The sequence below is a fragment of the Myxococcus stipitatus DSM 14675 genome, from assembly GCF_000331735.1.
In the GTDB taxonomy this organism is placed as follows: Bacteria; Myxococcota; Myxococcia; order Myxococcales; family Myxococcaceae; genus Myxococcus; species Myxococcus stipitatus.
In genome coordinates this window covers 4486560-4509444 of record NC_020126.1, presented here as the reverse complement: position 1 = coordinate 4509444, position 22885 = coordinate 4486560, and the positions used below count along the sequence as shown (strand labels likewise).

15 protein-coding genes are annotated in these 22885 nt (G+C 69.2%); 2 read left to right on the top strand and 13 right to left on the bottom strand.

The window, feature by feature from the left end; translation table 11 throughout:
- Positions 1–17 precede the first annotated feature (17 nt).
- The 11 genes from polA to MYSTI_RS17665 all read right to left on the bottom strand — a co-directional run bounded on the left by polA (position 18) and on the right by MYSTI_RS17665 (position 19297).
- Entirely contained in the window at positions 18–2747 is a 2730-nt protein-coding gene (gene polA, locus MYSTI_RS17715) for a DNA polymerase I (RefSeq protein ID WP_015349146.1), read from the bottom strand.
- A gap of 45 nt (positions 2748–2792) precedes the next feature.
- Positions 2793–5027, bottom strand: coding sequence for an FHA domain-containing protein (locus tag MYSTI_RS17710; protein WP_015349145.1), 2235 nt, complete (start codon positions 5025–5027; stop codon positions 2793–2795).
- Positions 5028–5033: 6 nt separating this feature from the next.
- The gene (locus tag MYSTI_RS17705; RefSeq protein ID WP_015349144.1) at positions 5034–6818 is read right to left on the bottom strand and encodes a TadA family conjugal transfer-associated ATPase; all 1785 of its coding nucleotides are present in this window, start codon (positions 6816–6818) and stop codon (positions 5034–5036) included.
- A gap of 164 nt (positions 6819–6982) precedes the next feature.
- Positions 6983–8431 (bottom strand): type II and III secretion system protein family protein, encoded by a 1449-nt coding sequence (locus tag MYSTI_RS17700; RefSeq protein ID WP_015349143.1) that lies wholly within the window; start codon positions 8429–8431, stop codon positions 6983–6985.
- Positions 8432–8460: 29 nt separating this feature from the next.
- On the bottom strand, positions 8461–8997 hold the full coding sequence (locus MYSTI_RS17695; protein ID WP_015349142.1) for an A24 family peptidase: 537 nt from the start codon (positions 8995–8997) through the stop codon (positions 8461–8463).
- A 103-nt stretch (positions 8998–9100) separates the two neighbouring features.
- Complete coding sequence (locus MYSTI_RS17690; RefSeq protein ID WP_015349141.1) at positions 9101–9958, bottom strand: FHA domain-containing protein; 858 nt, start codon at positions 9956–9958, stop codon at positions 9101–9103.
- A 63-nt stretch (positions 9959–10021) separates the two neighbouring features.
- Complete coding sequence (locus MYSTI_RS17685) at positions 10022–12187, bottom strand: hypothetical protein (protein ID WP_015349140.1); 2166 nt, start codon at positions 12185–12187, stop codon at positions 10022–10024.
- Positions 12184–13650 (bottom strand): YncE family protein, encoded by a 1467-nt coding sequence (locus MYSTI_RS17680; RefSeq protein WP_015349139.1) that lies wholly within the window; start codon positions 13648–13650, stop codon positions 12184–12186. Before MYSTI_RS17680 ends, MYSTI_RS17685 begins: the two co-directional genes overlap by 4 nt.
- Before the next feature lie 145 nt (positions 13651–13795).
- Positions 13796–15901 carry a glycine--tRNA ligase subunit beta gene (gene glyS, locus MYSTI_RS17675; protein ID WP_015349138.1) on the bottom strand — a complete coding sequence of 702 codons (2106 nt, stop codon included), beginning with the start codon at positions 15899–15901 and terminating at the stop codon, positions 13796–13798.
- The gene (gene glyQ, locus MYSTI_RS17670; RefSeq protein ID WP_015349137.1) at positions 15891–16883 is read right to left on the bottom strand and encodes a glycine--tRNA ligase subunit alpha; all 993 of its coding nucleotides are present in this window, start codon (positions 16881–16883) and stop codon (positions 15891–15893) included. Before glyQ ends, glyS begins: the two co-directional genes overlap by 11 nt.
- A gap of 86 nt (positions 16884–16969) precedes the next feature.
- Positions 16970–19297 (bottom strand): serine/threonine-protein kinase, encoded by a 2328-nt coding sequence (locus MYSTI_RS17665; protein WP_044280843.1) that lies wholly within the window; start codon positions 19295–19297, stop codon positions 16970–16972.
- Between the two features lie 182 nt (positions 19298–19479).
- On the opposite strand from MYSTI_RS17665, the gene MYSTI_RS43130 reads away from it, so the two are divergent.
- The gene (locus MYSTI_RS43130) at positions 19480–19878 is read left to right on the top strand and encodes a hypothetical protein (protein WP_015349135.1); all 399 of its coding nucleotides are present in this window, start codon (positions 19480–19482) and stop codon (positions 19876–19878) included.
- 9 nt (positions 19879–19887) lie between these two features.
- Here the strand turns inward: MYSTI_RS43130 and MYSTI_RS17655 are convergent, their stop codons facing one another.
- Both MYSTI_RS17655 and MYSTI_RS17650 read right to left on the bottom strand, forming a co-directional pair.
- Positions 19888–21087 carry a cyclic nucleotide-binding domain-containing protein gene (locus tag MYSTI_RS17655; protein WP_015349134.1) on the bottom strand — a complete coding sequence of 400 codons (1200 nt, stop codon included), beginning with the start codon at positions 21085–21087 and terminating at the stop codon, positions 19888–19890.
- A gap of 195 nt (positions 21088–21282) precedes the next feature.
- A complete protein-coding gene (locus MYSTI_RS17650) occupies positions 21283–22017 on the bottom strand; it encodes a TetR/AcrR family transcriptional regulator (RefSeq protein ID WP_015349133.1) in 735 nt (244 codons plus the stop codon).
- A 135-nt stretch (positions 22018–22152) separates the two neighbouring features.
- Between MYSTI_RS17650 and MYSTI_RS17645 the strand changes: the two genes are divergently transcribed.
- Positions 22153–22788, top strand: coding sequence for a hypothetical protein (locus tag MYSTI_RS17645; RefSeq protein ID WP_015349132.1), 636 nt, complete (start codon positions 22153–22155; stop codon positions 22786–22788).
- Positions 22789–22885: the final 97 nt, after the last annotated feature.

Below are 22885 nucleotides of genomic sequence, written 5' to 3'. Positions count from 1 at the left end.
CCCGCGTGTTCTCGTCCTCAGTGCGCGTCCGCCCAGCTCCGCCCCGAGCCCACATCCACCTTGAGCGGCACCTTGAGCGTGGCCACGTTCGCCATGCCCGCCGCCACCAGCCCCTTCACCTGCTCCACTTCCGCGTCGGGCGCCTCGAGCAGCAATTCGTCATGCACCTGCAGCAGCATCACGGTGCGCAGCCCCTTCGCGCGCAGGTCCGCCTCCACCACCAGCATGGCCTTCTTGATGAGGTCCGCGGCCGTGCCCTGAATCGGCATGTTGATGGCGGCGCGCTCGGCGGCCTGGGCCACGGCGCGGTTCTTCGACATCAGGTCCGCCATGTAGCGGCGGCGGCCGTAGAGCGTCTCCACGTAGCCCGTCTTCCGGGCGTTGTTGACGGTGTCCTCCAGGTAGCGGCGGATGCCCGCGTAGCGCGTGAAGTAGCGCTCGATGATGTCGCGCGCCGTCTCCTGGGGGATGCCCAGCCGCGTCGACAGGCCGTGCGGGGACAGGCCGTAGGCGATGCCGAAGTTCACCATCTTCGCCACGCGGCGCTGCTCGCGGTCCACCTGGTCCGGAGCGACGCCGAACACCTCCGCGGCGGTGCGGCTGTGCACGTCCTCGTCCTGCCGGAAGGCCTCGATGAGGACGGGGTCATCCGCGATGTGCGCCAGCAGCCGCAGCTCCACCTGGCTGTAGTCGGCGCTGACCAGCTGGTGGCCCTCGGCGGCGACGAAGGCGCGGCGAATCTCGCGGCCCAGCTCCGTGCGCACGGGGATGTTCTGGAGGTTGGGGTCCGTGGACGACAGGCGCCCCGTGGCGGTGGCCGCCTGGTGGTACGTCGTGTGGATGCGCTTGTCGGCCGCCACCAGCGTGGGCAGCGTGTCCAGGTAGGTGCTCTTGAGCTTGGACAGGCTCCGGTACTCGATGATGGCGTTGGGCAGCGGGTGCTCCTCGGCCAGCTTCTCCAGCACCTCCTGGTCCGCGGACGGGCCCGTCTTGCCGCGCTTGATGATGGGCAGGTTCAGGTCGGTGAAGAGCACCTGCACCAGCTGCGGGTTGGAGCCGATGTTGAACTCGCGGCCCGCGTGTTTGTAGACCTCCTTCACCTGCGACTCGACGGCCGCGTCCACCTTCACCGAGATGCGCGCGAGTTCCTGCGTGTCCAGGCTCACACCCCGCCGCTCCATGCGCGCGAGGATGGGCAGCAGCGGGAGCTCCAGCTCCCGAGCGAGCTGCGCCAGCTTCGCCTCCTCGAGCTCCTTCCACAGCTCCGGCGCCAGCCGGCGCGCCGCCTCCGCGCGCACCGCGAAGCCCGAGGCCAGCTCCTCCGGCGAGTGGTCCGCCAGCGGCCGGTCCTTCTTCCCGCGCTTGCCCTCCGCCGCCGGGGGCAGGCCGGGCAGCTCCGAGGCCAGCCGCTCACGCGCCAGGTCCACGAGCGCGTGCTCACGGCGCGACGGGTTGAGCAGGTAGCTCAAGAGCTCCACGTCGTCGTGGGCCCCGCCCAGGTCGATTCCCTCGTTGGCCAGCACCAGGGTGAGGGCCTTGAGGTCATGCCCGCCCTTCTTCACCGCCGGGTCCTCCAGCACGCCCTTCATCGCGGCGGTGAAGGCATCGGGCCGGACCTGCGTCGCCCCGAGCACCGCGTGGCGCAGCGGCACGTAGTGGAGCGTCGCATCCGGAAGCGCCAGGCCCACGCCCACCAGCTTCGCGGCGAAGGGCATCCCCTCGTAGGCGGGAATCACGCTGACGGAGCCCGCGGCGCGCACGGCCTCCGCCAGCGCCACGAGCTCCGCGTCGGTGGTAACCAGCGCGGTGGCGGTGGCCAGCGGCGCGGGCTTCTCCTTCGCGGGCTCGGCGGACGCGGACTCGGACGCGCCCTGCGCGGGGAGCTCCTTGAGCAGCGCGTAGAACTCCAGCTCCGTGAAGAGCTCCCGGGCCTTCGCGGCATCCGGCGCCTTGCGCGTCAGCTCCGACACGCGAACATCCAGCGGCAGGTCCATCTTGAAGGACACCAGCTGCCGGGCGAGCAGGAGGCTCTCGCGGTGCGAGGCGATGGCGTCGCGAATCTTGGGCTTCTTCACCTCTTCGAGCCGTGACAACAGTGTGTCCACGTCGCCAAACTGTTGGATGAGCTCGGTGGCTGTCTTGGGGCCGATGCCCGGCACCTTGGCCACGTTGTCCACCGCGTCGCCGATGAGCGCCAGGTAGTCGCGCATCTGCCGGGGCTCGATTCCCAGCCGCTCCTTCACCTCCGCGGGCCCGGTGTGGACCTCCTTCATCGGGTCGAACAGGCGCACGTCCTCATCCACGATCTGGATGAAGTCCTTGTCCCCGGTGACGACCTGGACCTGGAAGCCCTCCGCCCGGGCCTTCTGGGAGAGCGTGCCGATGACGTCGTCGGCCTCCCAGCCCGGCATCTCCAGCACCGGCAGGTTGAGCGCCTCCGTCACGCGGCGGATGAGCCCGAACTGGGGCACCAGGTCCTCGGGAGGGCCTTCGCGGTGCGCCTTGTAGTTGGGGTCGAGTTTCTGACGCTCCGCGCGGCTCTCCTTGTCGAAGGCGAGCGCCACGTGGGTGGGCTTCAAGTCCCGCAGCGCCTTGAGCACCATGCGCGTGAAGCCGAGCACGGCGTTGGTGGGCACGCCCTTGCTCGTCGTGAGTGGCGGAATGGCGTGGTAGGCGCGGAAGATGAAGCCGGACGCGTCGATGAGGACCAGGGTGGGCGCGGAGCGCGGAGGGCTGGTGTCGGCCATGCCCCCGTGCCTAGCGCGCCCGCCCGGCCCTGTCCATGTCGCGCGCTAGGGGCAGCCCAGCTCCTTCTTCTTCGCGATGACCATGTCCTCCACGCCGTCCCCCTTGACGGCCAGGTCCAGCACGATGGCCAGGTCGCCGCAGCTGCTCGCGCCTCGGAAGGTGTTGAGCGCCAGGGTGGAGCAGAATCCCGCGGCCTTGTTGAGGTCGGAGTTGCCCGCGTAGAAGCTGAAGCCCAGCTTCCACAGCTTGCAGCCTCGGCGCTTGTCCTCGCGGTCCGCCCAGTGCCTGCCGCGCTGGTACGCCTTGTCCGCCATGTCCTGGAGGATGCTGCGCCGGTAGAACGACGGCTTGGACTCCGCCAGCTCCAGCATCAGCGACTTGTCCACCTCCAGCGCCTCACGCAGCGGCTCCGCGGCCTTCTCCGGGTCGTCCGCGGCCAGGTAGCTCTGCCCGCTCTTGAAGAGCTGATCCACCGTGGACATCGTCTTCATCATCTCGTCCGCCGCGGCGTGGAACTGCGCGGACTCGTAGTTGGAGCGCAGCTTCTGCAGGGTGGCCAGCGCCTCGCTGCCGCGGCCGAACCAGTAGTCCATCATCGCCGCCTGCATCAGCTTGTTGGTGTAGCGCTTGTTCACCGTCTCCTGCACCACCACCTTCGGGTCCGTGGGCAGGTTGTCGCGGTTGAGCACCTCCGCCACCGGGCACGTCCACGGAATCGAGTTGGGGTCCAGCTTCAGGCGCGAGATGAGGAACTTCACGAAGAGCGGGTCCTTCGGACGCCACTCGTTCTTGCGCAGCCGGCCCTCCAACCGCAGCGTGAAGCCCAGGGGCGGCTGCAGGTCGTCGCGCGGCTGGTTCTGGCACCACACCGCCATGTACGTCTGGCAGCGAGGCACCGCCGCGCTCCACTGTGAATCGCGCAGGTAGCGCTTGCAGTCGTCCTCCGCGCGCTTCGTCACCTGCTCCGCCGCCTCGCTCGCCTTCGAGCGGGCGCGACGGAAGTACTCACTCTCCCTGGGAATCTTCCGGAAGGACTCCAGCGCCTCCTCCGGCTTGAGGCGCTGCAGCAGCTTCTCGCCCGTGGAGAAGTGACCGAAGGCGTCTCCCTCCAGCTTGATGCGGCGGATGAGCGTGTTGGCGTCCGTGTTGATGGGGTCGATGTCCAGGACCTGCGAACAGGTCTGCTCGGCCTTGGCCCAGTTGGGCGCGCCCAGCTCGCTGGAGGCGTAGGAGCGGCACTCGCTGAGCAGGTCCTGCACCTGCTGCGCGGGGTCCGCCCCGCCCGCCTGGCCCACGGGCATCGCGCCCTCGGCCGGAGTGCCCGGCAGCATCGCCTTGACGATGCCCAACAGGAGCAGCACACCAATGACCCCGCCGCCCACCATGAGCAGCTTCTTGCGCCGGTCCGCCTCTCCCCCGCCCTGCGCCGCGTCGCGCCGACGGCTGGGAGGCTGGGCCCCCGCGCCTCTTCGAGAGGGCGCGGCCGAGTCCGCCGCTTGAGGCGCCTCGAACGACAGCTCCACCACGCCGAACTGGAGCTGATCTCCGGCCTGGAGCTCCACGGGCTCCGGGCCCAACGGGTCGCCGTTGAGCAACGTGCCGTTGGCGCTGCCCAGGTCCCGCACGAGGACGCCGGCGCTGGTCGCCTCCAGCTCCGCGTGCTTGCGGCTGACCGAGTCATCCTCCAGCACGATGCCCGCCGGAGGCAGCCGTCCCACGAGCACCTTGCCCTTGAGCGGATACGTCTTGCCCGCCCACGGCCCCACCATGCCGCGCAGCATGGGGCCGCTGCTGGCGCCTGGAGGCGTCCCCACGGGCTTCGCGGGCCGCTTGGCCAGCGCCGCACCCGCCGGAGCACCGCCGCCCGGTCCCTTCGCCGTCTTGATGCTGGGAAGGGCCCGCGTGGAGCGAGCCCCCGCCCCTTCCGCGCCCACCGGCATGCCCTCCGCCGGCGCGGACTTGGCGGAGCGACGCGAGCCCGAGCCCCGCGCGGGCGCCGCCTTGAGCAGGAGCGTGTAGTCCCCGAGCACCACCTCGGACTGGGGCGTGAGCGCGGTGGGCTCGCCGATGCGCTCACCGTCCACGAACGTGCCGTTGGCGCTGCCCAGGTCCTCGATGAAGACCGTCCCCGCCTCGGAGAAGACGCGCGCGTGAGTGCGCGACACGCCTCCCTCCGTGAGCAGGATGTCACAGCCCGGCTGGCGGCCCAGCTTCAGCTCGCCAGCGACTTCGTACTCGTTCTCCGTGCCATCAGGCAGACGGACGACCAGGGTGGACATGGCGCGTCAGTCCTCGCGGAAGATGCTCATGTTGACGGGGATGCCTTTGCGCTGAAGCTCGTCGTAGAACTTCGGCACGAAGCCGGACGCCACGAAGCGGCCACGCACCTTGTGGTCCTCCGTGAAGCCGTCCTGCTTGTAATAGAAGATGTCCTGGAGCGTGACGATGTCCACCTCCATGCCGGACACCTCCGTGACGAAGCAGATCTTCCGGGTGCCGTCGGAGAAGCGCGTCTGCTGCACGATCATGTGCACCGCGCTGGCGATCTGCTCCCGGATGGCCTTCACCGGCAGCTCCATGCCGGACATGAGCACCATCGTCTCCAGCCGCGCGATGGCGTCACGCGGCGTGTTCGCGTGCAGCGTGGTGAGCGAGCCGTCGTGGCCCGTGTTCATGGCCTGGAGCATGTCCAGCGTCTCACCGGAGCGGCACTCGCCCACGACGATGCGGTCGGGCCGCATGCGCAGGCAGTTCTTCACCAGGTCGCGGATGGTGATGGCGCCCTTGCCTTCCAGGTTGGGCGGACGGCTCTCCAGCTGAACCCAGTGGTCCTGGGGAAGCTGCAGCTCCGCGGCGTCCTCCACCGTGACGATGCGCTCACTGTCCGGGATGAAGGCGCTGATGATGTTCAGCGTCGTCGTCTTGCCGGAGCCCGTGCCACCGGAGATGACGATGTTTCGCCGGGCCTTGACGCACATCTCCAGGAACTCGGCCATCTGCGCCGTCAGCGTCTTGTACTTGATGAGGTCCTGGATCTTCAGCGAGTCCTTCTTGAACTTGCGGATGGTGATGCAGGGCCCCTTCAACGCCAGCGGAGGGATGATGGCGTTGACGCGGCTGCCGTCCTTGAGGCGCGCGTCCACCAGCGGGCTGGACTCGTCGATGCGTCGGCCGATGGGCGCCACGATTCGCTCGATGACGCCGAGCACCGCCTGGTTCGACGAGAACGTCTTCTCCGACAGCGTCAGCTTGCCCTTGCGCTCGATGTAGATCTGGTTGGCGTGGTTCACCATGATCTCGCTGATTTCATCCGACGCGAGGAACGCCTCGAGGGGCCCCAGGCCCAGCGCCTCGTTGATGACGTCGGTGAGCAGCTCCTCCCGGTCCACGTCCTCCGGGAGCTCTCCATCCGCCTCCATCTGGTCGATGATGTCGCGGATGGCCTTCTCGGTCCGCCGCCACAGCTCGTCGTCGCCCAGGCGGTCCATGTCCATGCGGCGCAAATCGAGGTACTCGATGAGCCGGTCATGGATCTCCTTCTGGAGCCGCGTGTAGCGCTCCTGACGGGGGTCCACCTTCTTCTTGTTCTTGGCCAGCGCGGAGGCCATGGACGCGGGCATGCGGCCCGCCGCGGGAGCCGGTGCGGGCGCGGGAGGAGGCTCCTCCTCTTCGTACGGAGGCTCGTCCTCGTACGGCTCCTCCTCCGGGTAGCCCTCCTCACCCTGCTCGTCGTAGGCCTCTTCCTCCTGGCCCGCGCGAGTCATCGCGGGCCCCGCGTCCTCCAGGGGCTCCACGTTGATGATGTAGTCGCCGATGTAGATTTCATCGGTCGGCTTGAGCACCTGCGGAGCGGCGATCTTCTTGCCGTTCACGAAGGTGCCGTTCGTGGACTTCATATCCACGATGATGCACTTGCCATCCTTGGCGACGATGCGGGAGTGGTACTTCGAGACATTGCCCTTCGCGAGCATGATGTCATTGCCGGGCAGCCGACCGATGGTGATTTCCGGCTTGTGGTACTCGCGCTGCTCGGTCCCGCCGCCCTTTTCCGCGAGGGTGATCAAAAACATGGGACGGATGGTAGCAAGCACACCTTCCACCTCAAAGCGTCAGCAGACGTGGAAAGTCCGCCCGCAAAGCCGACGGGCCGGCACCCGCCTCACGAGGAGGAGAGTCCGGCCCGTCCAGGGGCCCCCGGCAAGGGGCCCAGCGACCAGGTGCCGCGAGCGGCGCCTCAGTCGAAGATGTTGAAGTTCACCTCGGAGCGCGCCTGCTTGTAGCGGCTCTTCACGTCCTCGATGATGGTCCGGACCTTGTCGGAATCCGGGTTCACGATGCGCGGCGTGACGAAGATGACCAGCTCGCGCTTGGTGGAGTCGAAGCCGCGGCTCTTGAAGAGCTCGCCCACGATGGGGATGTGACCCAGGCCCGGAATCTTCGACACGGCCTTCTGCTCGTCGTGGCTGAACACACCGGACAGGACGATGGTCTCACCGTGGCGCACGGTGACGTTCGTCTTCACCTTGCGGGTCCGGAAGCCCGGCACCGTGGACGAACCACCGATGGACACCGCGACGGAGGTGTCGATTTCAGAGGCCTCCGCCTCGATCTCCGTCTGGATGTTGCCGTTGCGGTCCGCCGTGGGGCGCAGGTTCAGGATGACGCCGTACTTCTTGTACTCGATGGAGAACTGGTTGTTGGTGATGAGGGGAATCGGGACCTCGCCACCGGCCAGGAACTCCGCCTTCTCACCGCTGGCGCACACCAGCTTGGGCTGGGCGAGCAGGCGGCCGTAGCCGTCGTTTCCCTGGAAGCCGATGGAGAAGTCCGCGCCCGCCGTCAGGCCGATGTTGGAGCCGCCCTGACCGAAGGTGCCCGGGAAGAGTTCCTGGGTGATGGACGCCGCGGCCGTCGCCGAGCCGGCGATGTCCAACGGGTAGCGGATGCCGTAGCGGTCGCGGCTGTTGCGGCGGATTTCGACGAACTGGACCTCGGAGAGAATCATCCGCTTGATGCCGACGACGAGCAGGTTCTCCACCTTCTCGCCAATGGCCTTGGTGATGAGCTCCGCCTTCTGCAGGTCCTGCTGGCTCTCCACGGAGCCCTCCAGGAAGATGGTGGCACCCACCACGTTCGCCTGGACGTTCTTCAGGCCGCCCTTCTGGAAGGCCGCGTTGAGGTTCTGCGCCACCAGCTTCTTGGCGTTGGGGGCAATCTTCACGAACGACTTCACGTTCGGATACAGGCCCACCACCTGCTCGATGCGGTCCGCGTCCTGCGTGGTGTAGGCCTGACCGTCCAGGTAGATGCGGTCGCCCACCATGCGGACGGAGACACCCTCGATTTCACCGAGGAGGCGCTTGATTTCGGCGATGACGTCGTTGGGGTCCTGCTTGCGGACGTTGATGAGATAGCTGGCGCGCTGACCCGTGGTCTTCCAGATGAGCAGCGTCGTCTTGCCTTCGGCCTGACCGGTGACGAGCAGCTGTCCAGAGCCGAGCGTCTTCACCTCGGCGATGGACGGGTCGCCAAGGGCCACCTTGCTGAGGCCCGGAATGGTGAGCACCTTTTGGGCACCCACTCCCAGGCTGACGGAAGTGCCGTCCTGGGCCAGGGCAGAGCCGCTGGCCACCAGGGCAACAAGCGCGCCAAGCGCGGCGGCATGCGTGAAGCGTGTGAACATCGTGAGTGTCCCCTCTCCCTAGTCTCGAGCTAACCCAAGCTTTGTTGCTGCCACCACAACGCCCAGAAAGTTCCAAGCGCGATGGCTACCCCGTAGGGAATGTGACGCTGCTCGGTGGGCCGCGCGTCCGAGCGCGCCAGGTGCAGTCGCACCGCCCAGCGCCGCAGCGCCGCCGCCACCGTGTCCCAGACCGCCCCTTGCCACAGGAGCGAGACGACCGCCTGGGCAGCGCCCACCAGGGAGATGAACGCCGCGGCCGCCATGGACGCCGGAAAACCCAGCACGGCGCCCACCCCTCCCATCAACTTCACATCACCCCACCCCATCCGCCCCCGAAGAGCCCCTGGCACCAGCAGCAGCGCCAGGCCCACGCCCGACACCAGCCCGCTGATGAGCCCCTCATCCAGCCCTCCCACCCCTTCGGTGGCCAGACGCACGCCCAGCCCCACCGCCATCAGCGGGTAGGTGACCACGTCGAGGATCTCCCGGCGCAACACATCCGTTACCACCGAGATCACCAGGGCCACTCCAAGGACCGTCCACAGCGCGATGTGTCCAGGCGTCATCCGTCGCCTGTCCCAATCGCGTCCAGGCGTTCGGTATCAAACCAGGGACGCCTGGAGGCCGTCAATTGGCGAACAGCGGGAGGCCCCCGAAGAATGGGGCCCCTCACCGGACCATGAGGCGAATCTTCTCGCTGCAGATGAAATACTCGTCCCCGTCTTCAATCTTGCGGCGCTTGATGCGCTGCTTGTTGAACCAGGTGCCGTTGGACGAGCCCAGGTCCTCGATGATCCAGTCCGGGCCGTCCTGCGCGATGACCGCGTGCTCGCGGGAGACCTTGCCCGAGTTGATGACGAAGTCGCAGTGCTTGCCCCGGCCGATGACGAAGCGCTCCTTGACGATGCGCTCCTGCTCGCCCGACTCGGTGACCAGGTAGAGCGCAGACCCCTCCTCCTCGGCGAGCTCGTCGGCAGGCTCCTCCTCGGGCTCGGCGGGTTCGTCCTCCATCCCCGGCTCATCGTCCTGCTCGGGCAGCGGCTCCTCGTCCTCCACCATCTCGTCGCTGGGAGGAGGCGGCTCGTTCTTGCCCTTGATGAGGCGCTCGAGCTCCGCGGCCGTCTCCAGGACGCGCTCGGCCACCTCGCGGCGCACCGGGTCGTTGTCCAGGCCGTTGGCGGAAGCGCGCTCGTCCGCGGCGGACGGACGGCTGCTGGGACGCAGCTGGGGAGGCGGGTCCGCCTTGGGGGGCGGAGGCGCGGGTGACAGCACGGGCGGCGGGGCGGCCCTGGAGGGCCCCGCGGGCACGGCGGCCGGACGCGGCGCCGCGGACATGGCGGGCGCCATGTGCGCATCGTCGCGAGAGCGCGCTTCGATGAAGCCATTGAGACGCGCGAACATGAAGAGCGCCTGATTGATCAGCGCATCGCGGTCCGAGCCCATCTGCTGGGCCATGTCTTCGTACGTCTCCCACAGGTGGTCGGCGATGCCGACCTTGCGGGCGGGGCGGGAGTTCTGATCGATCATCGGTCCTGGCTCGAACGGTACTGGATGACCCGGACTCTAACAGACACCCCAGGCCACGCCCAATTACTCGAATGCCCTCAGTGACCTGGCGTTGTTCGCGTTGGCATCCACGAGCGGCAAGGCCACCTGTAGAATTCCGTCCGCGGAGGGATACGCGATGTAAGCCAGCTCGGCCCCGCCCGCCAGGGAGGACGTCACGGGCCCCGGGAGCGTGTAGAACAGCAGGCCCGTCTGGGCCGTGGAGCTCACGCCGAGGGTGAAGTTGATCACCCCCGTGCCCACGGTCACCACCAGGCGCTGGCCTCGCGTCAGCCCACCCCGGCCCTCGACGCGCAGGACCAGGGGCGGCGGCGTCGCCGGATAGAGCGGCACCGACACATCACGCGCCGTCCGGCACAAGGCCGCGGAACCGGTGACAGTCACCGACCCCTGGAAGTCGAGCGGGTGGAACGTGTACTTCGCGGGAATCTCGTAGCCGCCCTGGACCGTCTCCACGTCACGCGAGAGCAGGGCACCCGCCTCGTCGATCAGCAGGAAGGGCTGGCTGCCCGCGGCCAGCACCGAGAAGGTCGGAAGCGCCGCGCAGCCCTCGGGAATGGGCGTGGTCGTCTCCAGCACCACCTTCCCCGCCTCCGTCGAGGGCAGGACCGCCGACACCACCAGGTCCGTCGTGCAGACGAGCTCCCGGTTGGCCAGCAGGATGACGTCCCCCACCCTCACCTGCCGATGCGCCTCGGCGGGCTGGGTCACCACGAACGACGACGGGGTCGACATGTCCCGCGGCTGGTCCACCAGCCACGGGAAGCTGCCCTGATAGACGAAGCGGAAGAGGCCACCCGGCACGGACCCTTCGATGAGCCCCGTGCGGGTGATGGTCGTCCCCGTCGGGTTCGCCGGGTCACACGGGAACACCGCTGTCTGCGTCACGCTGACCAGCGACGCGGCGCCCTCCAGGCCCAGGTCGACCGTCTCGGCCGCGTCACGAGCCACGACGCTCACGAAGGGCTTGCGCGTATCCAGGTCGAACTCGCGGCGGTCATTGCCGGAGAAGACGGAGATGGCGCCGTTCGACGAGGGCATCAGGCCCAGCAGCGGCACGGTCCCCGTCGCGGAGTTGACGCCCTCGTCCGAAGCGAACAGGAACCGCAGGGTCGCGGTGGGAATCAGCGCCAGGCCCGTGGGAATGCCCGCCCGAGGACGAATGGGGAGCATGCGCGCGCCACTCAGGTCCGAGGCCGTCTGCCCCGTCGCGGTCACCACCGCGAGCGTGCCCGTGCACTCCTCGGCGCCGCCGCACGAAAGCTCATCCAGGAGGCCATAGACGAGCTGGCCGGCGAGCAGCTCCTCGAACTCGTTCACGTTCGGGGTGGTGGTGTCGTCCTCGCGCACGACCACGCGAGGATGGGACACGACCAGGCGCACCGGCGTGTTGTTGAAGCCCGCGGACAGGTCCCTCGTCGCGGTGGAGGGCGTCAGGCAGTCGACATTCGCCGCCGGCTCGGTATCCGTCAGCAGCAGCGTGCGACCCGACAGCCCGTTCGACTTGCGCGTGGCGACGACGAGCTGGTTGGCGGGCATCACCGCCATGGACTGCACCGACTCACCCGCTTGCAGGCAGAACAGCGTCACGGGCGCGGGAACAGCCGCTCCCGAATCCAGCGCCTCGGGCCCCGGGATGGGCAGACGCACGACGCGCGCGCCGCCCGTGTCCGGCGTGAAGGGCGCGTCCGGGTCCTGGATGGCGTAGTAGAGCACGCTGGGCCCGGGGGGGACGCCCTCCGGCACCTCCGCGGGCGAGCGGGCCGCGAAGGCCGTCACCAGGCTGGGCGCGGTCAGCCGGTACATCTGCACCAGCCGCGAGGGGTCCGCCGCCACCACGGAGATCTCCGCGGCGCCCGCGCTGCGCGCGTAGACATAGGGGCCGGCGAGCGCCGAGCCGTCCGCCTTGTAGCCCGTGTCCCGGGCCAGCGAGTCCGGCCGGTCCAACACGGGGATGGCCAGCGACTGGAGCGGGTTGGGGGCGCGGATGAACTGCCGGTTGTCCGGGTCCCGCGCATCCAGCACCTGGAGCTCGTCCCGGTCCGACGACGTGACGAAGACCAGCCCGCCCACATAGCTCACGTCATACGCGCCAGACAGGCCGGCGACACCCGTGGTCGGGTCGGTGTCCGAGCACCCCGCCGCCAGCCCAGCACACGCGATGAACACAGGAAGGATGCCGCGCTTCACGGTGAAGACTCCTGACACACGCTGGTTCCCTGGCGGCTGTCACGCAGTTGCTGCTCGCCGAGCAGGGCGACACGCCGCGCATCCTGCGGCTGGTCGAGGTTGGGAATGTCGATGACGGCGACGCGGCCGTCGCCAAAGGTGGTCGTGAACAGACGCGCCGAGTTCCCCCGGACGTCCACCGCCAACCCGTAGGGCTGGCTGGGCTGGGCCGGGTCCTGCGCCCCCACCAGCACCTGGGCGACGAGCTGTCCCACTTCCTCGTCGTAGATGGAGACGGCCTCATCGCCGCTGCCCGTCACGGCCACCAGGTTGCCCCGGCCCAGACCGCGCGGGATGATCTTCAGCTCACTGGCGCCCTCGGGCAGCGACAGCGCGGCCACCACGCGCAGCGTCGGGAAATCAGCCCGCGCGTTCTCGATGTCGAGGACCAGCAGCGTGTCCGGTCCACGCGCCAGCAGGTAGACGCGCTCCCGGTTGGGGTCCACCTGCGTGGGGTTGTCGCGCAGCATCAGCGGCTCCACGGCGACACCGCGCGCCTCGCGGATGGCGTAGAGGTCGCGAAGGCTGGTGTCGATGACCCGGCTCGTGTCCGTCCGGTCGACCAGCCGCAACACGAAGCTCGCGGAGACCGTGCCACGGTCATTCGTCGCGCCGTTGCGCCCGGACGCGTACAGGTACCGGCCACCGATGGCCACCGAGTTCGTGGCGCCAGGCGCGAGCCCGTCCACCCCCAGCGGCACGAAGCGGGACGTGGTCAGCTCCTCGCGCGTCGGGGATGCCGCCGGGAGGTTCACCAGGTACGTCTGGAGGTCGCCGAGCGTGTCGCTCCCCTGCGGCCCCACCAGCTCCGTGTGGGTCACCCAGACGAGCGCGTCCGGGTGGGTCCGGTCCACGGTGACGCCCAGCGGCGCGGGCGCTCCGGGCAGCCCGTCCTTGTTCGAGCCAGGAACGTTCACCAGCGACAGCGCATTCACGCGGCAGTCGACGGTGGTGTCGCTCTGCGCGCAGCGCAGCTCCTTGCCGTCCGCCGACACGTCGAGCACCTGGAGGATGCTGTCCTCCGCGCGCGTCGCGACGAACAGCCTCGGCGCACGACCGGGCGGGTTCCACAGCGCCATCTCACCCGCGAAGCTGTCGATGAGCGCGTAGGACGCCGCGCCGACGTGCAGGTCCGTGAGCAACGACGGGAAGTTCGCGACCTCGGCCGCGTCGGAGAAGTCCTTGCCGAAGGGCCTCAAGCCCAAGGCATCCAAATCCAGCGCGGACACCGCGCCGGAGGCGTAGCACTTGTCGAAGTTGGCCCCGGCCACGTACAGGAATCCGTTCGTGGACGTGGTGGCCTCGGGGCGCCAGAAGGCGACACCGCTCGGATAGACGAGGCGAGTGGACGGCGGAGGCCGCGGCTCGGTGTCGACTGAACACGACGCGAGCAGCAGCGCGGAGGTGACAAGGTAGGCGCGCATCAGAGGGGGGCGGAGTGTAGGAAGGGGCCTCCCCCTGGGCAACCGGAAAGCTCTCCGGCCATTCCCGGACGCCCTGCACCCGACGAACTGGCTTCCCCGGGGACAAGCCCCATTCCCCGGGGGGCAGGCGACCACGAGGCCGCCGTCAGCCGACCGTTTCGGCCTGAATCTTCGAGAAGTCGGCCACCTGGTTGAACAAGGCGCCAATCTCCACGAGCAGCCGGATGCGGTTTTCCCGGAGGTCCTTGTCCTCCGCCATGACCATCACCTTGTCGAAGAAGGTGTCCACGGCGGGCTTCAACCCCGTGATTTCCTTCAGGGCGCCGGAGAAATCGTCCGACTGGACCAGCCCGGCCACCGAGTTGCGGGCCTGGGTGAAGGCCGTGTGGAGCTGCCGCTCGGCGTCATCCACCAGCTTCTCGGCCCGGGTCTGCCCTCCGGCCACGTCGCGGCCCTGCTTCTCCACGATGTTGACCACGCGCTTGAACGCCGCCGCCAGGGGCTGGAAGTCCGCCCGGCCGACGATGAGGCTCAGGGCCTCCAGGCGCTTGTGCGTGGACACCAGGTCGTCGAAGCCGGCCGCCAGCACCGCCTCCACCACGTCCGTGCGGTGCTGCTCGCCCCACAGCGACTTGAGCCGGCCCCGGAAGAACTCCAGGACCTGCTCGCGCGGCGCGGGCTCGCCCGCCTTGCGCTTCACGTTGGCCAGCTTGGGCGCGAGCAGCCGCAGCGCCTCGTCCACCGCGGCGGACAGGCTCAGGCGGTAGCCCCGGCCCAGCACCAGGCGGATGATGGCGATGCAGGCCCGGCGCAGACCGAACGGGTCCGCCGCGCCGCTGGGCGCCTTGCCGATGGCGAAGATGCCGCACAGCGAGTCCAGCCGGTCCGCGATGCCAATCAGCGCACCCGCGTCCTGCGTGGGCAGCGCGTCCTCGGCGCCGCGAGGCAGGTAGTGCTCGAAGATGGCCAGGGCCACCGCGTCCGTCTCACCACTCGCCCGCGCATACTCGCGGCCCATGGCGCCCTGGAGCTCCGGGAACTCGCCCACCATGCCGGTGACCAGGTCCGCCTTGGCCAGGGTCGACGCGCGCTCGATGGTCGCGCTCTCCCCTGCCCGCTTCGACTGCCCCGCGAGCCACACGGCCAGCGACCGGAAGCGCTCCACCTTCTCCAGATAGGTGCCCAGCTGCCCCTGCCACACCACGCGGCCCAGCTTCTCCACGCGGTCGATGAGCGGCGTCTTGCGGTCCTCGTCGAAGAAGAAGCGGCCGTCCGCCAGGCGCGCGCGCAGCACACGCTGGTAGCCGCGCAGGCTGAGCTGCTCGTCGCGCACGGGCGTGTTGGACACGGCGATGAACTTGGGCAGGAGCTTCCCCGCCCCGTCCACCAGCGAGAAGTAGCGCTGGTGGCTCTTCATCTCCTGCACCAGCACCTCCGCGGGCAGGTCCAGGTGGCGCTCCTCGAACGTGCCCACCACGGGGCTGGGCAGCTCCACCAGGTTCGTCACCTGGTCGACCAGCCCCTCGTCCTCCAGCACCTTGCCACCCGCGGCCTGCGCCGCCGCCGTCACCTTCCGCACCAGCTGGGCGCGGCGCTTGGCGATATCCGCCACGACGTGCGCCTTCTCCAGCACCGCCTCGTAGTCGGCCGGAGCCTCGAGCTCGATGGCGGCCGGCGAGAGGAAGCGGTGGCCGTAGGTGACGCGGCCGCTCTTCACGTCGCCGAACACCACGGGCACCAGGTCGCCGCCCAGCAGCGCCAACAGCCACTGCACCGGGCGCGCGAAGGACGCCTCCACATCACCCCAGCGCATGGACTTGCGGAAGTTGATGGAGTGCACCGCCACGTGCAGCGCATCCTGGAGGATGTCCGCCGCCGGACGCCCCTTCTCCTCCACGCGCGCGGACACGTACTCGCCCTTCGCCGTCTGCGAGCGGCCGAGCTGCTCCACCGTCAGCTTCAGGCCCTCGGCGAACTTCTCCGCCGCCTTGGTGGGCTTGCCCTGCGCGTCGAACGCCGCCTTGGCGCTGGGCCCCAGCACCTCCTTCACGACGTCCTCGCCCGCGTCCGCCACGCCCAGCACCAGCACCGCCAGGCGCCGGGGCGTGCCGTAGAGCTTCACCTCGCCGTGCTTGAGCCGCGCGTCCGCCATGCGCTCCGTCACCACGCGACGGAGGTCCTCCAGCGCGGGGCCGATGAACGAGGCCGGAATCTCCTCCGCTCCGACTTCCAGCAGCAGGTCACGCGCCACGAGCCACCTCCGCCTTCTCCTTCTTCTCCACCGGCTTGTTGAGCTGCACCGTCTTCCAGTAGTCGCTGGCGGGCTTGCCCTCGAGCACCGGCGGCTGCTCGCCCACCGTCCACGGCGTCTTCAGCAGCGGGTAGCCCAGCCGCTCACGCATCTGGAGGTAGCCCTCCGCGCACAGCCGCGCGTTGTCGCGCACGCGCTTGATGAACGCCGCGCGCTCCGTGACGGAGATGGCGCCGCGCGCGTCCAGCAGGTTGAACGTGTGCGAGCACTTCAGCGCGAAGTCATACGCCGGCAGCGGCAGCTGGCGCTCGATGAGGCGCTTGCACTCCTTCTCGTACGCATCGAAGAGCGCGAAGAGCATGGACGCGTCCGACTCCTGGAGCGCGTACTTGCTCATCTCCACCTCGTTCGGGTGGAACACCTCGCGGTACTTCACGCCCTTGACCCACTCGATGTCGAAGACGTTCTCCACGTTCTGCAGGTACATGCAGATGCGCTCCAACCCGTAGGTGAGCTCCGCGGCGACCGGCTTGCAGTCGAACCCTCCGCACTGCTGGAAGTAGGTGAACTGCGTCACCTCCATTCCGTCACACCACACCTCCCAGCCCAACCCCCACGCGCCCAGCGTCGGCGACTCCCAGTCGTCCTCGACGAAGCGGATGTCGTGCTCGAGCGGGTCGATGCGAATCTTCCGCAGCGACTCCAGATACAGCTCCTGCACGTTCTTGGGTGCGGGCTTGAGGACGACCTGGAACTGGTGGTGCTGGAACAGGCGGTTCGGATTCTCTCCGAAGCGACCGTCCGCGGGACGACGCGAGGGCTGCACGTAGGCCACGTTCCAGGGCTCCGGACCGAGCGCGCGAAGGAACGTGTAGGGGGCCATGGTGCCGGCGCCAACCTCGGTGTCGTACGGCTGCGTGTTGATGCAGCCCTGGTCGGCCCAATGCTTCTGGAGCGTGAAGATCAGATCCTGGAAATACATAGGCTTTCGGTGTCCTTCTCGCAGTGCGTCGAAGGAGAAGCCCGCGGACCCTAGTGAGGGGGGTCCGTGGGCGTCAAGGACGGCGCTCACTCCTTGTACAGAGGGAGGTCCGCCAGTCGGATGGTGATCGGCGTCGTCTTGCCCGGGTTGATGGGCACGGACAGGAGCCGGCTCACCGCCTCCGCGTTCGTGGGGTCCACCAGGCGCAAGCTGTACGTCCCCACCGGGAGGGGGAACTTGTTCAGCGGCGTGGTCCCCAACTGGGTGGAGCCATCGAACACGGCCGCCTGAGGCACGGTCTTCAGGGTGATCCACCCCATCCCCGCCTTCGCGGCCCCCTGCGCGGAGCTGGTGTCCACCACCTCCGCCAGCGCGTTCGGGTCCTGCGTCACGGTGGTGACAGGCTCCTTGTCCGACTTGGGCTTGGTCTCCTTGGCCCGCCCACCCCGAGGGCTTCCCGTCCCCGAGTCGGTGGTCCCCTTCACGCCCGCGACATCCCTGTCCTTGCCCCGCGTGCCCTTCGCGGGCTTCGCCACGGGGGCCTCGGGCGGAGGCGTGCGGACCTCGGGGGTCGGCTCGACAGGCGCGGCCACGGCGGCCGGACGCGGGTCTGGTGCTGGCGTGGTGCCAGGGAATCCGGGCGGAGGACCGGGCTTCTGCTGCGGTGGCCACGCCGCGTCCTGCGCGGGGTCCTTCGCGGGCTGCGGGTCCAGCTCCGCCTTCACCCAGGCCTTCACCGACTCGAAAGCCGGGACGAACTGCGCGCGGATCAACGGCTGGGTCGACGCCCAGCCCACGCCCGCCAGCAGCAGGAGCAGGAACAACCGCCCCAGCCACTTCGACCCCGACCTGGCCGCCGGGGTCTGCACCGGCGTGTCGGAGCGCTGCAGGCCTCGCGCGGCCCGCGCGTTCCCACGAGCACCGGCCGCGGCGCCCGGACGAGGAGGCCGGGTCCGGAACTGCTGGGTCGACAGGTCACTGGGCTCGTCGAGCGAGTCGAGCTCCTCGGCCGCCTCCTCGACCACCTGGGGTCGAGGCCGAGGCGTCCGGGAGACGCCCGCCTCCAGCGCGGGCACGGGCCGAGGGGTGCGCTGCGGGGTCGACGCGGGCAGCTCCCCCTGAAGCTTGCGAGGCTGCTGCTTGGGCCCGCTTCCAGCGCGGGTCGGAATCTCCGGGTCCGTCGCCGTGGCGGGGCGCCGCTGCGGCATCGGCTTGGGTCCGCTGCCCGTCCCCGCCCGGGTGACGAGCTCCGGCTCCGTCGCCGTGGAGGGACGCCGCTGCGGCACCGGCTTGGGCGCGCTGCTGCCGTCCGTCCGAGGCGTGTGCTGAGGCGCCTTGGGCACCTGCAGTTGGGCGGTGGGGACATGCTCCCCCACCTCGTCCTGCTGGAGCGCACCGGCGGCCTCGCTCACCTGCGCGTCCTCGGCGCGGCTGGCCAGCTCCAGGAGCGTGCGCGTCTTCTGGCGCTTCTCCTCGAACAGCTCGCCCATCACCGCCGTGACGCCGTCCTCGTCGAACAGCTCCGAGCCCAGCGCCGCCTCGATGGCGCGAGCCATCTCGCGGCAGGTCGCGAAGCGCTGTCCCGCGTCTCGCGCGAGCGCCCGCATCACCACCGCGTCCAGCGCCTCCGGGATGATGGAGTTGCCCGCGCGAGGCGACACCACGTCCGCCTCGACGATCTGCAACATCACCGCGGCTTCGTGCGGTCCGTTGAAGAGCCGCTGGCCGGTGAGCAGCTCGTGCATCATCACGCCCACCGAGAACAGGTCGCTGCGCCCATCCATCGCGTGGCCGCGCACCTGCTCCGGGGACATGTAGCCACTGGTCCCCTTCACCGTGCCCACCTGCGTACGTCCCAGCCGACCGCGCGCCTTGGCGATGCCGAAGTCGATCACCTTGACGACGCCGTCGTAGGTGAGCATCACGTTCTTCGGCGAGACGTCGCGGTGCACCACCGCCACCGGACGACCCGAGGGGTCCGTGAAGTGGTGGGCGTAGTGCAGCCCCAGGCACGTGTCGCGGATCACCCGGCCGATGAAGCCCAGCGGCAAGCCGTACTGCTTGCGCGCGGCGGCCTTGATGACCTGCTCCAGGTTCTGCCCCGGCAGGAACTCCATCGCCAGGTACAGCTCCCCGTCCTCCTCGCCCAGGTCGAACACCTGTCCGATGTTCGCGTGCGAGAACGCGGCGGTGATGCGCGCCTCGTCCAGGAACATCTCGACGAACTGCTCGTCTTTCTTGATGTCCGGGAGGATCTGCTTGACGGCGACGAACTTGCGAAATCCGCCCGGTCCCGAGGTGAAGGCGAGGAACAGCTCCGCCATTCCTCCCAACGAGAGGCGAGTGAGGATCTCGTACTTTCCGATGCGCCGCCCCCGGTCGGGATCTTCGCTGGCGCCAACCTGCCTGGCCATGAACCTAGGCATGTTACCCGGCTGCTCCCACGCCGTCGATGCATGTCGTGCGAAAAGGACCCACCCCCATGGGTGACCCGGGCCAGCGGGTTCGACTCCACCCCATGTCCCAGGCGACTCCTCTACACTGCCGGGCTCCAACTCCGGCGGCGCCCTCGGGCTCCGCGCCGAAAGGACGCCACATGCTTCGCCCCGCTCAGCGGCTGAGCCTCATCTTGGGAATCGCCACCGCGGCGTTGATCGCCTGTACCCCCGCGAACGCGGAAGGCCCGGCAACCCCCGCCCCGTCCCAGAACCCCCAGGGCGGCAAGGCCAAGAAGCCCTCGGCCCCCCCACCCGCGGCCCCCAGCGACGACGCGACGAAGCCGGCCACCCCGGAGGCCGCCGCGCCCAGCGAGACGGGCGGCAAGTGCACCGGAAAGGCGACCTTCTGCGCGGTGTACTCGAGCATCTTCTGCAGCAGCCAGCCCGGGTGCTCCTACTCGTACGCGTCCCGGATGTGCATGGGCCTCGCCGTGGAGTGCGACAAGGCGACGAACGCGACCTTCTGCGGGAAGATCAAGGGCTGCACCTGGAAGTGACGCGGGCTGTCACGCACTCAAGGCACGCACCCGCTCCGCGAGGTTCTGGGTGAAGAGCCGGTAGATGCGCAGCGCCGCCGCCTCATGGGTGTCCAGGTAGTGCTCGAAGGCGGTACGGCTGATGCGCAGCGCGCGCACGGCCGTCCGTGCTCGCACGTGGGCGGACACGGGGGCGTCCTGCACCAGGGAGATCTCCCCGAGATAGGCGCCGGGCCCCAGTGAGTTGAGGCGACGGGCATCCGGCTCCGGTCCACTGAAGACATCCACCGTCCCCTCCATGAGCACCAGCAGGCCCACGGCCGGCTCGCCCTTGCCCAGCACCACCGAGCCCTGCGCGAGCACGACCTGCCGCGCCTGACGGTAGAGGTCCTTCATGTCCTCCAGCGACAGCTCGCTGAAGATGGGGATGGCCTTGAGGAACCGATATCCGTTGGCCACGGGCTTCGCGCTGGGCACGTTGCGGCGGCCCAGCACCGCCTCCGCCTCCGCGTTCATCCCCATGCGGCGCAGCAGCCGGGCGCGCTCCGTGACCATCGCCGGCTCGGCGCGCGCCGCATCGGAGCTGGTCAACGAGTCCACCAGCACCGCGAGCGCCCGGTGCGTGAAGCCCTCGACGTCCAGCAGGCGGCACATGCGCAGCACCGCTTCGATGTAGCGCGGGTCCTCGGACGTCACGCTGCCCAGCACCTCCACTTCGGCGTGCGGCTGGCCCAGCTCCCGGTAGAGGTCGGCCGCGTCGAAGGGACGCTTGAGCCGGACCAGGCACTGCGCCATCGACTCGCGCGCGCCCAGGCCGCGGTACACCTCCAGCGCGCGCTCCAAGGCCCCGCCCCGCTCGAAGAACGCCGCCGCGCGCACGGAGTCACCCGCGCGCAGCCACGCCTCCGCGGCCTCCAGGTACTGGCCACTCTGGGCATACAGGTCCGCGGCCGCGGCATCATCACCGCTTCCATCCATCAGCCGCGCGGCGCCCAGGAAGTCGCGCGCTCGGCGCAGCACCTCCACCAGCCCACGCCGCTCCTTCGGCGGACGCTGCGCCGCCTGCTTTCTCAGCCGCTCGCGCTGAGAGTCCCCCAATTCTTCGTAGAGCTGAGCCGCTTCTTCCGTCTCGTCCAGCTCCACCAGCGACCGCACCGCCCGCAATGCGCCGTCGGTATCCGTCCCCATGCGCGCGCCCCCCACGCTCTGACCGCCTGTGGCTCCTGGCATGTCTCGTCCTCCGCCCGGTTCGGCGCTTCTATCGCGCCTGCCCCAACTGACTCGACGTCTCTGTCTCCATGAATCACCCTAAACGTGAGATAGAAAGCATCCAGTTGATTCGCCGCCCCGGCAATACACGCCACGATTCAACGTCAATAACGCGGGTGCCATCGGTTCCTCGCACCGCGTCCCCAATCGTCACCCTCACCGAGTTGGACGCACACGACGCCGGGGCCGGTTCCTTGGCCCCCCCCGTCGCGCCTGCCCCCGAGAGGAAGAAGCCCGGCGCGGGGGGCTCTTCGCCCCCCCGGGCCCGTCCATGCTCTTCAACACCATCTGCTTCAACAGTGCATACACAGGTGTCGCATCGAACGCGGGGTCCAGCAACGACTGAAGCGCGAGCCCGTCGAAACAGGCCTTGATGATGGAGGCATAGTGTTGGTCGATGGGCTCCGGCGCCACGTCCTCGCCGCCCCGGTAGCGCGCCACCACGCGGGCCACCTCCGAGTCCCCCTGCGCCTGGAGCTCCCCGACCGCGGCCGTGAGCTCCGCGTTGCGAAGTCCCAACGCGAACAGTTCGTAGCGCAGCCGGAACTGCTCCGGAGCGGAGCGCAGGTGGCGCTCTCCCCAGGCGAAGCTCGCGTCCGCCAGCTGCTCCAAGGGCGTCTCCTCCCGCAGCCGCCGCAGCTCCGCCACGTACTGCTGGCTGTGCTCGCGTGTCACCGCCAACAGCAGCGCGTCCTTGCTGCCGAAGTAGTAGTGGACCAACCCCTGGTTCACCCCAGCGACCCGCGCGACCTCCTTCACCGTCGTCGCGTCGTAGCCCCGCTCGGCCAGCACGCGGTAGCTCGCCGCGATGAGCCGCGCTCGGGCATCCGACTCCCCCGCCACCTCCGGCGCTGGGTTGGATGAGGTCTTGCCACTGCGTGGTCGAGCCATCTGTCTCCCTTAGGACGCACAACTCCCACCTGCAAGGGTGCCACAGCCGGCTGCCCGGTCGCCTTGACATCACCCGAGCCCCGCCTTAGTTAGTCGTGTAACTAAATTAGTCGACCGACTAAACCGGAGGACACAATGAAGACGCGGACGAAGGGCATGCTGAAGGGAGTCCTGGTGGCGGGCGTGTTGGCGGGGGTGCCCGCGCTGGCGGATGACGCCGCGGGGGAGCGGATTCCGCCGCAGGAGCGCGAGCGGCGAGGCGCGGTGCTGTTGGAGATCTCCCCGCCCGCGCTGGACGCGTCCATGTACGGCGTCCGCCTGGACATCTCCCCCACGTTCGACGGCCCGTTCTCGTTCGGGTTGATGGCGCGCGCGGGACAGTGGGGCAACTCGGTGGGCGTGCGGACGCGCTTCGAGGGCGCGGACCTGGGTGAGGCCAAGCTCAACTACGCGGTGGGCGCGGACGCGCGGTACACGGTGGCCACGCTGTTCCAGGGCACGCTGCGGCCCTTCGTGGGGCTGACGGCGGGCTTCGAGGAGTTCGTCGCCCGCTCCGACAAGGGCCCCTACCAGGGCGCGAGCACGGCGGCGTTCCTGGAGCCAGCCGTGGGGGTGATGTTCCGGCCTGGCGCCGGGCGTGTCGGCCTCACGGCGCGCGGCGGACCGGGCTTCACGTTCACGGATGTCCGCCACCTGAAAGTGACGGGCGGAGAGATGACGCTGCGGCAGGTCTATCCGACGGCGTCGCTGGCCCTGCTCGTCGTCCTTTGAGCATCCGGCTGTCGTTCCCTGTCGAGCGCGTGACAGGTCTCGCTCACCACGCTGTCCCCACCCCCGAGACCTCCTTCCACCGTGGTGAGCTTTCTGC

Excerpts from the sequence above, each read along its gene's own strand:
- polA (WP_015349146.1), bottom strand. The coding sequence starts at position 2,747 with ATGGCCGACACCAGCCCTCCGCGCTCCGCGCCCACCCTGGTCCTCATC.
- MYSTI_RS17710 (WP_015349145.1), bottom strand. The coding sequence starts at position 5,027 with ATGTCCACCCTGGTCGTCCGTCTGCCTGATGGCACGGAGAACGAGTAC.
- MYSTI_RS17705 (WP_015349144.1), bottom strand. The coding sequence starts at position 6,818 with ATGTTTTTGATCACCCTCGCGGAAAAGGGCGGCGGGACCGAGCAGCGC.
- MYSTI_RS17700 (WP_015349143.1), bottom strand. The coding sequence starts at position 8,431 with ATGTTCACACGCTTCACGCATGCCGCCGCGCTTGGCGCGCTTGTTGCC.
- MYSTI_RS17695 (WP_015349142.1), bottom strand. The coding sequence starts at position 8,997 with ATGACGCCTGGACACATCGCGCTGTGGACGGTCCTTGGAGTGGCCCTG.
- MYSTI_RS17690 (WP_015349141.1), bottom strand. The coding sequence starts at position 9,958 with ATGATCGATCAGAACTCCCGCCCCGCCCGCAAGGTCGGCATCGCCGAC.
- MYSTI_RS17680 (WP_015349139.1), bottom strand. The coding sequence starts at position 13,650 with ATGCGCGCCTACCTTGTCACCTCCGCGCTGCTGCTCGCGTCGTGTTCA.
- glyQ (WP_015349137.1), bottom strand. The coding sequence starts at position 16,883 with ATGTATTTCCAGGATCTGATCTTCACGCTCCAGAAGCATTGGGCCGAC.
- MYSTI_RS17665 (WP_044280843.1), bottom strand. The coding sequence starts at position 19,297 with ATGGCCAGGCAGGTTGGCGCCAGCGAAGATCCCGACCGGGGGCGGCGC.
- MYSTI_RS43130 (WP_015349135.1), top strand. The coding sequence starts at position 19,480 with ATGCTTCGCCCCGCTCAGCGGCTGAGCCTCATCTTGGGAATCGCCACC.
- MYSTI_RS17655 (WP_015349134.1), bottom strand. The coding sequence starts at position 21,087 with ATGCCAGGAGCCACAGGCGGTCAGAGCGTGGGGGGCGCGCGCATGGGG.
- MYSTI_RS17650 (WP_015349133.1), bottom strand. The coding sequence starts at position 22,017 with ATGGCTCGACCACGCAGTGGCAAGACCTCATCCAACCCAGCGCCGGAG.
- MYSTI_RS17645 (WP_015349132.1), top strand. The coding sequence starts at position 22,153 with ATGAAGACGCGGACGAAGGGCATGCTGAAGGGAGTCCTGGTGGCGGGC.